Genomic DNA, 14,066 nt, shown 5'->3' on the forward strand with positions numbered 1-14,066 from the left:
AACGTTTTTTAGTTGAAAAGGTTACTCCGACTGTATGAATTTATTAATAATTTCATAAGGACCTACTAATCATTACATATAACACTAATGAAAATATATTAAAAGGAGGATTACTATGGAAAAAGAAGTATTGATACGAGCCCCAAATGTATGTAAAACCTATTCAACTGGTAGCGAGCAATGCCATGCCATTAAAAATATGAATATTGATATTTATGCTTGGCCCCTACTCATTAGGGGCTCCTTTTATCGATTTCTGGAGGAACCATACTTCACTAAATATTTTCTTCCGATAGCACGACAATATTATTTCTTCGAAGTAAGGCAGTGGTTACGCCTTCCCCAACTATTTTAGTCCCGTTAAACTCGCCATTATAAATCGCTGTACTACCGCAGGATGGGCTATTTTCCTTTAAGACGACCTGAGTCGCCCCCACCTCTAGCGCTTTCTGTAAGGTCGCATACGCTCCCTTCAGATACAGTTCTGTGACATCACGGCCAGACCTTTCAATAACGGTAGCTTTGCCATCAAGAACATCTTCTCCATTTCCGCCCACAATTTCAGCAGGCTCACGAGGTGTTGAAAATCCTCCCATCAGCTCTGGACAAACGGTGACAGCCTTTTTCTCTAACACTAGCTTTTGTACACTATCATCTAGACAGTTCGTACCGTTATAACGAACATTTAATCCTGCTAAACAAGCACTTATTAAAATCACTGCCTCCCTCTCCCTCCATGATGATCGTCTGTATGAATAACATCATTTTAACATGCGTTCCTGGAAAATGACTAAGTGACCTAGCATTTTCTCTGATACAATACTTATCAAAGCTGTTCTAAAATAGGGATTAACCATCTATTTAACTTTCTAAGAAATTGATAGGGAATTTTAAAATAAAGAAGAAGGAGTAGATTTTCGTGGAATTTACGATTTGTTTTCTAAAAAAAGGGGAGCACATCCTATTACTTAATAGAGATTATCCAACTTGGATGGGCGCATGGAATGGTGTAGGTGGTAAAATTGAACAAAATGAAACACCTTTAGCTGGTGCCCTACGAGAAATTAAAGAAGAGACAGGTATTACGGTTGAGGATATTACATATAAAGGTAAAATAACATGGACCGATGGGGTCATTGATTATGGCTGTATGTATGCGTTTATAGCAGAGATTCCTGATTCATTTACATATATTACACCGATAAAGGTTGCAGAGGGCATTCTTGATTGGAAGGAGCTTTCTTGGATTTTCCACCCTGAAAATGTAGGCATTGCGGATTTAAAGTATTATTTGCCTACAATGCTTAATGAACCAACAAACTACGAATACATCTTTACTTATCAAGACAAAAAATTAGTCAATATCTCTTCAACACCCATTGAACAAACATCTAAAATATAATAAATAAGCCTCGTCATTGTAAAAAGTACATGACGAGGCTTGTTCTTATGGTCTTGTCTGGGCTAATCGCATTCGACACATTGACCAACATAACGTTGTATGCTGTATTTCATCATGGATATCCCATAGACTATCTACTGCTCTCAATTCGACATTACGTTCTAGCAATGCACTACATATATCCTCGATTTCAAATAACGCAATAGGAATTTGAGCTGTTTCGCTAACCAAATAGCCAGCATTTTCATCTTGTAACGTAAACCCTTTTCTCTCAAATTCATATAGGTACAGTCTTGTATTTTTCAATACCTCTAACCACTTGCTTTCAATCACTACTACATGAGGAGCTATTGCGAGATAATGCTGTCTGTCCTGCTCTGTAGTTTGACTCCCAGCATGAAAACAAACACGCGGACAATCTCTGGGAGTTAAATAATTAGGCAAGCATCTCTCGTTAATTGCCCATACAAGACCTTTGCTTGCATCTAAATCTGGTCGCTCAGGTATACGAGGATGGAAAATCGTTATCGTAGGGTCTTCGCTAACATGAAATAATCTCACGGACTCTGCTCCTTATTTTTTCAACTTAAATACAATAAAATCAGCACAATGCAAATCTTCCTCAAATTGAGGATACTTCTCTAGCATCTCTTGTGACGGTCTAGGCTCTACAATTTTTTCTATATGAAAGCCAGCTTCCGTAATCGCTTCCACATAGCTTGTTAATGTGCGATGAAACAATACAATAGGTGGGTCAGCAGCTAGTTGTTGATATACGCCTTCATAAAAGTAACGTTGTACCTTCCAATACTGTTGCTCCAGCTGCTCATGTCTAATCCATCCACTATTTGGTGTAACAAAGCATGGATGCAATATTGAAAAAATAAAAGTACTATTCGGCTTTAAAAGGCGATACATCTCACGTATTGTAGCACGATAATCCTCTAAATCTTGAAGAACCATATTCGAAACGATACGATCAAATTGGTTGTCTGCTAAGAAGGCTAAATTTTCACAATTACCATGAAAAAATTGGACCGGCAACTGCTGCGGTGTTCTTTCCATAGCAATGTCTAGCATTTTTTGTGAAAAATCAACAGCCGTTACGATAGCCCCTTTTTTCACTAGTATTCTACTTAAATATCCTTCGCCACACCCCGCATCTAATATATGCTTTCCATCCACCTCTTCCAGTAAAGAAAAGATAGTAGGGTTTAATAGTACTTCGTGATGAATATCACCATACTCATAATAATTAGCCGTATACCTTTCCGCATATTGATTCCAACGTTCAATGGCTTGCTCTGTATTCATGAAAATACCTCATTTCAGTTTTAAATCGTAACGTTACGTCCCTTGTGCACTTGTCTATTTTTTCATATAAAGAAAAAAATTATAGACTTTTATTTAATTTTTTAATATCATGTAGATAGAGGCACGCCTTCTTTAAGTAAATGACTAAAGCCAGAAATCCATATAGGATTTCTGGCTTTTATGCTTTATATAGAAATGGTATGTTCAGCAACTGTTTCCTTTTTAATGGTTAGCCATCTTCCCACTAACATCACTAGTAACGCCAAAAAGACGATGATACCCGCAAAGACTAGTGCAGCCTTATAGCTATTATAAATATCGACCAACTGTCCGGCGACAATCGGTCCAATTATTTGTCCAAACGCATAAAACGTTGTTAGTAATGATACAACAAATCCACTCTGTGTAGGAAAAAGTTGTCGTGCATAGGATGTAGTCAGTGTCACAATACCTACAAAGGTTAGACCGAATAAAAATGATGATAGCAATACACTCCATACGGTTTGTGAAAATACAGGTAACAAGATGCCTATTACTTGAAGTATGTATGCCACAAACAAAATTTTTATCGCTGAAAACTTCTCTAATAAGATCGTCCACACAGGTGCTGATGGGATGGCGGCTAATCCTACAACGACCCAGCTATACGAGGAGTATGCTTGGAGAGAAGGAATATTGTGAATAATATCAACTAAAAATGTACCCGTGATAATATACCCAAGTCCCTCAAGTCCATAGGACAGGATAAGCCATGACATAAAGCCCTTTGTCATTTTCGTATTCGAAGATTTTGCTCCTTTTAAAGTATCCTGAACCTCTAAACCTCTCCATAAAATGGTAGTAATCAGTAAAAAAACAATTGATAGTATGCCTAGTCCTACCCATGTTCCTTGCCATGCAAGTCTCTCTTCAATAAGAGGAACGCATATACCTGAAATGGCAATCCCTAGCCCTATACCACTAAATACATAGCCCGACCATCGGGATAGTGAGTGTTTCGCCAAATAATCCATGACAATACTAGACGTTAGAACAAAAATGAGTCCACCTGTAATACCAGCGATTAATCGAAGAATTAACCATATACTATACACCTCAATCAAGCCCATTAATCCAACTGATAGGACATTAAAAATAACACTTGCCATTAAAATTTGTTTACGCTGACGATGAATAAAGCCCGCCCATAGTGCCCCAATGAAATAGCCAATATAATTACTTGAAGCTAAAAACCCAGCAACTTCTAAAGAAAATCCTACATCCTGTCGCATAAACGGTAGGATCGGCGTAAAAGCAAATCGACTAATCCCCATAGCGATGACGAGTAATAAAATTCCTCCGAAAACAATCCCCATATGTTGGCGATTCATAGTGTCCCCCCTTTTCCCCTATTGTAATTAAAAGGATACCGAGCAAAAATTAATAAATCTAATATATAATGTATATAAAAGCATAAAAATAATTTATAAAAGGTGTGTCTATCATGAATCTACATGCACTGCGGTTATTTACAAAGGTAGCCGAACTCAATAGTGTTTCCAAAGCTACGCAGGCCCTTATGATTAGTCAGCCCGCTGTAACCATTCAAATTCGAAATTTAGAAAAAGAACTAGGTTTAACATTGCTAGAATCAAAAGGTAGAGGTATTACATTAACTCAAAGCGGCACCTTTTTATATAAGCAAGCACAGCGCTTATTTGATTTAGAAATAGATATCGAAAATAAAGTACAACAGTTAAAAAGTACAGGCCATGAGGAATTACAAATTGCTTCCACACATGTACCCTCTCATTTTTTATTACCTAAATTATTGGCTCATTTTAAACAAGTCTACCCAACTACCCATATTCATTTAAAAACAGCTAATTCACAGCAAGTAATAGAAGAGTTACTCCATTATAAAGCAGATTTAGCCTTTATTGTTAAAGAAGATGGTCATCACCCTGATATTCATTATCAATTTCTGATGAATCTAGATTATTGGTTTATTGTGCCATACAATCATTCATTAGCTGGGCAAACGGTTTCTCTTTCAGAACTCATGCAACAGCCCTTTGTCACAAGAGAAGACGGTAGTTCCACAAAGGAATACTTAAATGCATTATGTAAAGTATATAAGATTCCCCCACCTAAAGTAGGACTACAGCTAGATGGAATCAATGAGTCGATTCATGCTATTGCAGCTGGTTTTGGGACGATGCTAGCTCCATCTATTGCTGCATCCAGCTTTATCCAACAGGAACAAATAGCACGAGTGTTTATTAAAGAGATTGACATTCAGCGTCCAATTTATCTTTGTACACGAAAAAATGAACAACACCATTCAGGTTCTTTTAATCACTTTCTTCATATCATTAATGAAACGATTTCTTAAAGAAAAAGCACTCTAGCATCAAAAAAGAGTGCCTTTTTTTGTATCCTTCAGCGTCCGTAAAAGCTCTAAAAATGTAGGCTAAGACTTGATCTCTCTTCTTACCACTCCATATTATTATTCGTTTTTTTATAGACTTAATAGTTTAAATAGCCTATAATAATCCGTGTTATTATCAATAAACGAACATTAAGGTGGTTTTTATGGCTGAATATACGCAAATTTTTAAAGGAACGGCTTTTACTAGTACATCTGCTACTGAAGTTCAGATTTTAAAAGATTATTTATTTTTCATTAATGCAGATGGCATGATTGAAAAAACAGTCTCTCCTGAACATGCTGATTACCAACAACTATTAACTACATACCAACACCATAAACATTTTCATCAATTAGATGAAGGTCAATATTTCTTACCAGGATTTGTCGACTTGCATGTACATGCACCACAATGGGCGCAATCTGGTACAGCTTTAGACATACCACTTTATGATTGGCTGAACACATATACATTCCCTATCGAATCAAAATTTTCGGATTTAGCATTTGCCCAAGAGGTCTACGAAGATTTAGTGAGCACACTCCTTGCTAACGGCACAACAACATCCTTATATTTCGCGACAGTTCATAAAGAGGCTAGTATTCTTTTAGCAAAAATTTGTGCTGAAAAGGGGCAACGAGGATTAGTCGGAAAAGTGGTGATGGATGACCCTGAACAAAATCCTCATTTTTATCGAGATGCTACTACACAAACAGCGCTTGCTGATACAGAAGCATTCATTTTAGCTGTTAAAGATTTAGCAAAGACAACTAAGCAAGGTGTATACCCAGTTGTCACTCCTCGCTTCATTCCAAGCTGTACCGACAATGCTTTAAAGGGCTTAGGGGAATTAGCAGCAAAATACAATACACATATCCAATCTCACTGTAGCGAAAGCGACTGGGAACATGGCTACGTCAAGGAAAGATTCCATAAAAATGATGCTGAGGCTCTCCATGATTTTGGTTTATTAGGCGAAAAATCTGTTATGGCCCATTGTAATTTCCTAAGCGATGATGATGCACGTTTATTTGCTGAGACAGGCACAGCTATCGGTCATTGCCCGATTTCTAATGCCTATTTTGCAAATAGCGTTATTCCTATTGCCCGCTTCCATGCACTTGGTGTTGATATTGGATTAGGTTCAGATATATCAGGTGGATTTTCCCCTAGCCTTTTCGATAATGCAAGACAGGCAGTCATGTCATCGAGAATGCTTGAAGATGGTGTAGATACAGCAATTGTAGCCAACAAACGTGGTGTTCCAAATTCACGTATTACGATTAATGAAGCCTTTTATCTAGCGACAGCTGGTGGCGGGGAAAGCTTAAGTCTTCCAATTGGCCGTTTACAGGAAAATTATACATGGGATGTACAAATCATTGATACAAAGATCCATTCTGCAAAGCTTCCAATTTTCGATAGCCAAGAAGCATTACACGATATTTTCCAAAAAATAATGTATCTTGTTCGTCCAGAGAATATTCGTGAGGTTTGGGTCCAAGGAAATAAAGTTCATTCAAGGGACTAATGATTTACTAACTGTCTATATTAAAAATTTATTCATATGAGGTGCACATCTTCGTGGAAACGCAACATAGCCAACTAACTAATACAACGAAAAAAACAACACAATTAACCGTACTTCCAGATGAAAAAGTCTCGATTGGTCAATCAGCGCTACTAGGTTTACAGCATGTCATGGCAATGGATGTTTACGTTGTCCCATTTTTAATCGCCATGTTAATTGGCTTACAAACTGGTCAAGCCAGTGCATTAATCCAATCAACCTTTATTGCTGCTGGACTTGCAACTATTATACAAACACATTTCTGTATGAAATTACCGATGGCACAAGGTCCTTCCTATGTTCCGTTAGGAGCCATCGTTGGTATTTACGCTGCAAGTGGCAGTGGTGATTTAGGTTGGAGCACAATATTAGGTGCAAGCTTAATTGGGGCCATTTTAGTGATTATTTTAGGTTACACAGGTATCTTCAATAAAATTGTACAGACATTTATTCCGCCCATTGTAGGGGGAACAATTATTTTTGTTGTTGGTTTATCCTTAATGCCTGTCGGTTTAAGCGATAATATTTTTAATGGGGCAGGTGCATCCATTGAACAAAATATTTATTTAGCGTTAATTTCAGCAGTTGTCCTAATCATTTGTGTAATGTTTGGTACAGTCTTCCATCAAAAGGGTCGCCTATTCCGTATTGGCTCCGTTATTATTGCTTTAATAGTCGGTAGTGTTGCTGCAAATATGATGGGAGTTTTAGAGTTATCAGCTGTATCACAAGCAAAATGGTTTAGTATGCCACAAATTCCATTCGCGGATTTCAGCTTTAGCTTTAATATTTCCGCCATTATTACAATGGTCATTATCTATATTGTCTTAATGGCGGAAACAACTGGCACATGGTTTGCCATTAGTAATGTCATCGACAAACCTTTAACGGATAAGCAAATTAATCGCGGTGTTGTTGGTGAAGGGATTGGCTGTTTTATTGCTTCTTTACTAGGTTCTACACCTGTAACTGGTTACTCTACAAATGCAGGGGTTATCTCCATTACAGGAATTGCTAGTCGTCGCGTATTTATTGCTGCGGGTATTTGGTTTATAGTTTTTGGTTTCTCTGGTAAATTAGCCGCACTCATTTCAGCGATTCCCTCGGCTGTCATTGGAGGAGTGTTTGTCATTGTATGCGGCATCATTGCTATTAGTGGTCTGCAGGTAATGAAAAATGAACCTATTGGCGAAAAGGAAATGTATGTGATTGCTATTCCAGTCATTTTAACGTTAGCGTTGACATTATTGCCAGATGATTTCTTGTATTCATTACCGACAACTGTTCAATATTTATTGGGCTCACCAATTGCCACAGCTGCAATTGTAGCCATTGTCCTCAATAAACTATTACCACGCTCAAAATAATCAACCAATTCATGCACAACCCTCTTTTTACATTGGAAGCGGGGGTTGTGCATATTTAATTTTTCAAAAATTTCTGTTTCATTTTCTAACAATCTGTTATACTTGAGCAAAAAAGTAGGGATTATTATGGTATATGATGTCATTATAGTTGGAGCAGGCTCTATGGGGATGGCGGCAGGTTATTATTTAGCAAAGTCTGGGAAAAGTGTTTTAATGCTGGATGCTTTTGATCCCCCTCATGAGGAAGGGAGCCATCATGGAGAGACAAGAATTATTCGATTTGCCTATGGTGAGGGAGCTAGCTATGTACCTTTCGTTAAACGAGCTGGGGAGCTATGGCAGGAGCTCGAATCTTTAGCAGATGAGAACTTATTTTTACAAACTGGGGTAGTAAATATCGGAGAGCCAAATTGCAGCTTTATTCAAAACGTAAAAGCCAGCGCTACCCTTCATGAATTAGCACTCGAACACTATTCAGCAGCTGAAGCCATGAACAAGTGGCCTGGATTATCTTTACCAGCCAATTTGGTAGCATGCTTTGAGCCGACAGCTGGGGTCCTTCGAGTTGAAGCATGTATTAGAGCCTATAAAAAGCTAGCCTTGCAAGCTGGGGCACGCTTACAGATAAAAGAAAAAGTTGTTGGCATCCAAGCGGGAGAAATTGTGCAAGTTCAAACGGCCAATCAAGTCTATGAGGCAAAGCATTTAATTGTCACTGCTGGGGCATGGGCAACTGAGCTACTTCAAACGCTGGACATCGCCCTTCCTGTTACACCAACGCGAAAAACCTTTGCATGGTTTGAAGCGGATGAACAGCTTTATAGTAATGAGGTCTTTCCAGCCTATTGCTTTGAATTCGCTGATTCCTCTTACTATGGCTTCCCAAGCATTGATGGTGCAGGACTAAAGCTAGGTCGACATGATGGCGGCGAAGAAATAAATCCAAATAAACCTCTTCATCCATTCGATGACCATGATCGTGCAGATTTACAACATTTCATTCAGCAATTTATGCCTCAGCATGGAGCATTAAAATACGGGAAAACGTGCAAATATTCCATGACGCCAGACGAAGATTTCATCATCGATTTCTTACCTACTCATCCAAATATGATAATTGCGGCAGGTTTTTCAGGTCATGGCTTTAAATTTAGCAGTGCCGTTGGAGAAGCTCTCGCAGAATTAACATTACATGGTAAATGCAAGCAGGATTTAACACGCTTCCAGCTTAATCGATTTTATTAGTTTTGAATACATGTAGAAAACAATCAATAGCCGGCATTAAATGGATGCTTCATCATAAAAGCAGAGTGGAACGTAAGGCGGCAATTCCAATTGTGGAAATAAGCGACGTTACTTTATTTCATTCTCTATCAATTTAATATTTTATTTTTATTAACCTAAAAAGAACCCCAAACATGTAACTTTATCAATCACTATAATTTGGGGTTCAACCATATTAAAAATCTTACGCTTCAATCAGTGCTAAAAAATCCTGCCAATGATGCAATCTTGGTAACTCAACATGCTGATTATAAGATTGATTTTTTAAAATTACTTTTGTTTGTATATTGTGAAGTGTCTCCAGTACTGCTGGTTTATCATCTACATAAACATCTAAAGCAAGCTCTTTTATAATCGCTACCTTCTCGGCATCTTGCATCCCACAGAAAAAATGGCCCTCTTTTATCGGAAACCCCTGTGCTTCCATCCATTCTTTTGTTTGCTTACAAAATTGCTTAGGCCGAGAGGTAATGTAGTAAATATCATGACCATGATAAGCTAAAGTTTGCAGCATTTTTAATGACCCTTCAAAAGAAGGACAGTTCGTAAAATAAATCTCTTCTAATGAACTACTCCACATCGCTGCGCCCTCTGCATCTGATAAACCAAAAGGCTCATGAATTTCTACTCTTTTTAGCGTATGAAAAATATCAATCGGAATATTTTTCCCCATTTTTTTATTGTAAATGGCAAAGGCATGTGCCCGTAAATCTATCAGTGTATCATCAATGTCAAAACCAAATTTCATTAGATGTGTTACATCCTTTCATGATGCTCTATTTAGAAAATGAGCAGAAAAAGTTTGTTCTCTCTCTATTTGTACTGCTAAAACATCCTCAATAGCTTGCTCTCGCATATGCTGAAAATCTTGAACATTAAAATGAGCTAATGAATCTTTATTTAATAGAGATGCCAAACAATCCGCATCTTTTAGCGCACTGTTCAAGCCAAATGCTCCTGTTGGTGTCATCGTATGAACCGCATCGCCTAAAAGCACAAGACCCTTCGTGCCCCAACAGTTACAATGACAGCTGAAAACATCTAACAGCACAAAATCTTTCCAAGACCGAATGTGCTCCTTTACAGGCTCAGATAATGCAGGGAATTGCATCGTAAGCTGTTGGATAAAAGGTGTAAATGATTGTTTTCGAAGCTGTGGATAGCTCCCTTGTTCAATATTCCATCCAATTTGAATAAAGCCACCAACTTGCGTGAACAATGATAATTGCTTATCTCCAATTAATGCCATTTTAATAGAAGGCTCCCAGCCTGAAGGTGCAGGAATTTTAGCCCATAGCAAATCAAAGCCATGTTTTTGTTTTTGAACATCAATATGTGCCGCCTTACGAATCGTTGAATAGCGTCCATCAGCACCAATTATTAATTGGCTATCGACCTTTATGGTTGTTCCATCTTTTATAGCGATTACGCCTTTATAATAACCCGACGCGTCCTGGATAAGCTCCGTTACCTTCGTATGTAGCAGACAAGTAAAATGAGAAAATAGCAGCGCTTTTTCTAAAATCCCCTTTAATAAATTAGCTTGAGGAACATGAATTCCTAGATGACCTACTATGTCATTAGGAAAAATGGTTTTAAAGGCCTTACCATCTGCGTAATATTCTAGCTTTTCCATGCGTAATAAGCCAAGCGACTCGACTGCTTCGAAAAGTTGATGACTTTTTAAAACAGCCTCGCCTTCTTCATTTAAATGTTCACCACGAAAAGACTTTCCAAGATCCGCATTTTGTTCTAGTAGGATGACAGATAGCCCTTTTTTGACCAGTAAATAAGATAAAAGTGCACCTGCTGGTCCAGCCCCTACTATACAAACATCCGCTTCATAGTTCAATTTTCTTCACCTTGCTTTGGATAAGCAATAATACATAAATCCTCGCCTATCTTATCAAATGAGGCAAATTCAACCTGCCATGCCTCATTCATTAAGGAGGGATTAGAGCCCGCAAAAGGGGTTAATGATAAATTCCCTCCTAGAACCTTTGGCGCTATATAAATCACATATTTGTCAATGGCACCTTGCTGTAAAAATGAAGCATTCACTTTACTACCACCCTCTAGCAAAATATCTGTAATGCCATGCTCATAAAGTCTTGCAAGCATTTCATCAATATTTAGCCCACGTTCGTCCTTCTCTATCGGTAAAACTGTGAGACCTTTATTTATCAATAAATCGATCTTTTCTTGGCTAACATCATTGCTGCAAACAAGAATTGTTGGGGCTTCTTCCGTATTCAACACATTCGCATCTAGTGGTGTACGTAATAGACTATCCATAATGATACGTGTTGGATTTTTTCCGTAGCCCTCGCTTAATCTTGTTGTTAATGATGGATTGTCAGCGATAACTGTACCAACACCAACTAGAATACCATCTACCTCATGGCGAATACGGTGGACGTCCTCACGTGCAGCCTTACCTGTTACCCATTTAGAATGACCTGTATGCGTAGCAATTTTCCCATCTACAGTCATCGCAAATTTTGAAATAATAAACGGTCTTTTAGTGAGCATGTTATGGATAAAGCGTTCATTTAAACGACGTGCTTGTTGCTCCAAAACACCTACCTCCACTGTTATACCTGCATCACGCAACAATTGAATGCCACGACCTGCTACAGTAGGATTAGGGTCTTGCATCGCAACCACAACTCGACTAACGCCAGAATCCTTCACTAGATTCGCACAAGGAGGCGTTTTACCAAAATGTGAACAAGGTTCAAGCGTAACGTATAGTGTAGCATTCTGTGCATGTTCTCCAGCCATACGAAAAGCATGAACTTCTGCATGTGGTTCGCCTGCTTTTCTGTGTAAACCAGTGCCTACAATAATGTCATTTTTGACAATTACCGCCCCGACAAGTGGATTAGGGTTTGTATTACCTTTTGCACTAGCTGCTAGGTCTAGAGCTAGTTGCATGTATTTTTCGTCTTTAGTAGTCATGGTCGCCACCTCCACTTATTGTTTTTCTCGTAAATGTCCAGATTTTTCAACCTTCGTTTCCAAATAAAAACGATTCGTTTCCGTTAAGCCACCCCATAAAGGAACATGCCCTTCTGCCGCCAAGCCACGAGCCTGTAAAGCAGCCAATTTTTTAGGATTATTTGTAATAAGTGTCACAGGTTTTGCGCGTAGTGTTGCTAATACCGCAAGTGCTTCTTCATATGAACGAGTATCGTCAGGGAAGCCAAGTGCATGGTTTGCTTCTACTGTATCTAGCCCTTCTTCTTGTAATAAATAAGCGAGTGATTTCGAGAATAATCCAATGCCTCGCCCTTCATGATCGGCTAAATAAAAAATAGCTCCACAGCCGTGCTCTACAATCATTTTCATAGATTCATGCAATTGATAGCCACAATCACAGCGCTGACTGCCAAATATGTCACCAGTGTGACAAATACTATGCATGCGGATTAAAGCATCCTCTGAATGGGTAAAATCACCATATACAAGAACTGATGATTGCTGTAAGAAAGCCAAATTGGCTGTAGCTAAGCTATCAATGATTTCTTCTTTTGATACATTCACATCTACTGTAAGCCAGTTATACCACTGAAAAGTAGCAGAAAAGTCACCTTGTTGAACGGGCAAATTGACAGGACCAACTAGGCAAATATTTTCTGTATTCGTGTGCTTTATAACTGTCATTTTATCTTTCACTATGTCCATAATTTTAGTAGTAATTGTCATATTAATCTCCAACCTTCTATAGGAAACAGTTGGTTAAACCACCAACTGAGCACATGTATTTTCACACCACTTACATAACGTAACTTAGTTTATAATAATAACTGAAAAGTGTCAAACAACGGCTACTATCCTATTATTTTTAATAGTAGATACAAAAATTTTAGCATTACTTTTTCATCATATACTACTAGCTTATGGAGATGCTATTTTTTCTGTGCAGGCTAGTCTATAATAAGCTGTGGTACCTGTAATGACGAAAGGAAGTTTAAAATGAACTTAGAAAAAACTGTTCAACTAAAGCAGCCAAAATATCAACAAATTGCTATCGACCTTGCCTCCAAGATCGTCGAAAGAAAATACCGCATCGGCGATAAAATATATGCTAGATCATCTCTTGCAAGTCAATATAATGTGTCTGCTGAGACTGCTAGAAGAGCAATCGCTGTTTTACAAGACTTAGAAATTGTAGAGGCAACGAAAGGTAGCGGTGTCATCATTAAGTCGTATGAAAAAGCAGCTCATTTTGTCCGACAGTTTCATGACGTTCAATCGATTCATGAAATACAAAGTGAGCTTCTGACAAGTATTCAAAAGCAACAGCATGAATTAATAAATTTACAAGACAAAGCAAAGCAGCTAATTAGTCGTACGGAGCATTTCCGTTCAGTAAATCCATTTATCCCTTATCAATTAGAAATGACTGCGGAAAGTCCATGCATTCATCAAACTGTACAAGCCTTAAATTTTTGGCAAAATACATCAAGTACCATCGTCGGTATTCGTCGTGGTAATGAATTATTACTATCACCTGGCCCTTATGTATCATTCGAAGAAGGCGACATTATTTATTTTGTGGGAAATGACGAAAGCTTCGCTAGAGTACAAGGCTTTTTATATCCCAATTAAAAACCGTTTAAGCGCTGATATCACAGCGTTTAAGCGGTTTTTTTCTTATTGGTCGGTTTGACAAAAGTAACAACCCTTTGTTACAGTAAGGTTGTTACTTGTTT

14 protein-coding genes are annotated in these 14,066 nt (G+C 38.1%); 6 read left to right on the top strand and 8 right to left on the bottom strand.

What is annotated here, in order from left to right; translation table 11 throughout:
* Positions 1-275 precede the first annotated feature (275 nt).
* A complete protein-coding gene (locus ACP3VS_RS00340; protein WP_036167560.1) occupies positions 276-719 on the bottom strand; it encodes a DUF523 domain-containing protein in 444 nt (147 codons plus the stop codon).
* A 200-nt stretch (positions 720-919) separates the two neighbouring features.
* Between ACP3VS_RS00340 and ACP3VS_RS00345 the strand changes: the two genes are divergently transcribed.
* Positions 920-1,402, top strand: a complete 483-nt coding sequence (locus tag ACP3VS_RS00345; RefSeq protein ID WP_012293454.1) for an NUDIX hydrolase — start codon at positions 920-922, stop codon at positions 1,400-1,402.
* Between the two features lie 45 nt (positions 1,403-1,447).
* On the opposite strand, the gene ACP3VS_RS00350 is transcribed toward ACP3VS_RS00345, so the two are convergent.
* The 3 genes from ACP3VS_RS00350 to ACP3VS_RS00360 form a co-directional block, all read right to left on the bottom strand.
* Positions 1,448-1,963 carry a DUF6886 family protein gene (locus tag ACP3VS_RS00350; protein ID WP_031419145.1) on the bottom strand — a complete coding sequence of 172 codons (516 nt, stop codon included), beginning with the start codon at positions 1,961-1,963 and terminating at the stop codon, positions 1,448-1,450.
* Positions 1,964-1,975: 12 nt separating this feature from the next.
* Positions 1,976-2,716: a class I SAM-dependent methyltransferase gene (locus tag ACP3VS_RS00355; protein WP_012293452.1), complete on the bottom strand. Its 741-nt coding sequence runs from the start codon at positions 2,714-2,716 to the stop codon at positions 1,976-1,978.
* 185 nt (positions 2,717-2,901) lie between these two features.
* Positions 2,902-4,086: a YbfB/YjiJ family MFS transporter gene (locus ACP3VS_RS00360; protein ID WP_426388283.1), complete on the bottom strand. Its 1,185-nt coding sequence runs from the start codon at positions 4,084-4,086 to the stop codon at positions 2,902-2,904.
* 113 nt (positions 4,087-4,199) lie between these two features.
* On the opposite strand from ACP3VS_RS00360, the gene ACP3VS_RS00365 reads away from it, so the two are divergent.
* From ACP3VS_RS00365 to solA, 4 genes are all read left to right on the top strand, one after another.
* The gene (locus ACP3VS_RS00365) at positions 4,200-5,090 is read left to right on the top strand and encodes a LysR substrate-binding domain-containing protein (RefSeq protein ID WP_426388284.1); all 891 of its coding nucleotides are present in this window, start codon (positions 4,200-4,202) and stop codon (positions 5,088-5,090) included.
* 200 nt (positions 5,091-5,290) lie between these two features.
* Positions 5,291-6,658: a guanine deaminase gene (gene guaD, locus ACP3VS_RS00370; protein WP_012293449.1), complete on the top strand. Its 1,368-nt coding sequence runs from the start codon at positions 5,291-5,293 to the stop codon at positions 6,656-6,658.
* 53 nt (positions 6,659-6,711) lie between these two features.
* The gene (locus ACP3VS_RS00375) at positions 6,712-8,064 is read left to right on the top strand and encodes a uracil-xanthine permease family protein (RefSeq protein ID WP_426388285.1); all 1,353 of its coding nucleotides are present in this window, start codon (positions 6,712-6,714) and stop codon (positions 8,062-8,064) included.
* A gap of 126 nt (positions 8,065-8,190) precedes the next feature.
* The gene (gene solA, locus ACP3VS_RS00380; RefSeq protein ID WP_036167556.1) at positions 8,191-9,309 is read left to right on the top strand and encodes an N-methyl-L-tryptophan oxidase; all 1,119 of its coding nucleotides are present in this window, start codon (positions 8,191-8,193) and stop codon (positions 9,307-9,309) included.
* 223 nt (positions 9,310-9,532) lie between these two features.
* Here solA and ACP3VS_RS00385 read toward each other — a convergent pair whose 3' ends face one another.
* From ACP3VS_RS00385 to ACP3VS_RS00400, 4 genes are read right to left on the bottom strand one after another with little or no spacing between them, the layout of a single operon-like run.
* A complete protein-coding gene (locus ACP3VS_RS00385) occupies positions 9,533-10,096 on the bottom strand; it encodes a 5' nucleotidase, NT5C type (RefSeq protein WP_036167555.1) in 564 nt (187 codons plus the stop codon).
* Between the two features lie 18 nt (positions 10,097-10,114).
* Positions 10,115-11,200 carry an FAD-dependent monooxygenase gene (locus ACP3VS_RS00390; RefSeq protein ID WP_031419138.1) on the bottom strand — a complete coding sequence of 362 codons (1,086 nt, stop codon included), beginning with the start codon at positions 11,198-11,200 and terminating at the stop codon, positions 10,115-10,117.
* Positions 11,197-12,309, bottom strand: a complete 1,113-nt coding sequence (ribD, locus tag ACP3VS_RS00395) for a bifunctional diaminohydroxyphosphoribosylaminopyrimidine deaminase/5-amino-6-(5-phosphoribosylamino)uracil reductase RibD (protein WP_031419136.1) — start codon at positions 12,307-12,309, stop codon at positions 11,197-11,199. Before ribD ends, ACP3VS_RS00390 begins: the two co-directional genes overlap by 4 nt.
* Before the next feature lie 15 nt (positions 12,310-12,324).
* Positions 12,325-13,056: a GTP cyclohydrolase II gene (locus tag ACP3VS_RS00400; RefSeq protein ID WP_012293444.1), complete on the bottom strand. Its 732-nt coding sequence runs from the start codon at positions 13,054-13,056 to the stop codon at positions 12,325-12,327.
* 270 nt (positions 13,057-13,326) lie between these two features.
* Between ACP3VS_RS00400 and ACP3VS_RS00405 the strand changes: the two genes are divergently transcribed.
* The gene (locus ACP3VS_RS00405) at positions 13,327-13,962 is read left to right on the top strand and encodes a TrkA C-terminal domain-containing protein (protein WP_031419135.1); all 636 of its coding nucleotides are present in this window, start codon (positions 13,327-13,329) and stop codon (positions 13,960-13,962) included.
* Positions 13,963-14,066 lie beyond the last annotated feature (104 nt).

The organism is Lysinibacillus sp. VIII_CA (assembly GCF_049943995.1).
In the GTDB taxonomy this organism is placed as follows: domain Bacteria; phylum Bacillota; class Bacilli; order Bacillales_A; family Planococcaceae; genus Lysinibacillus; species Lysinibacillus pinottii.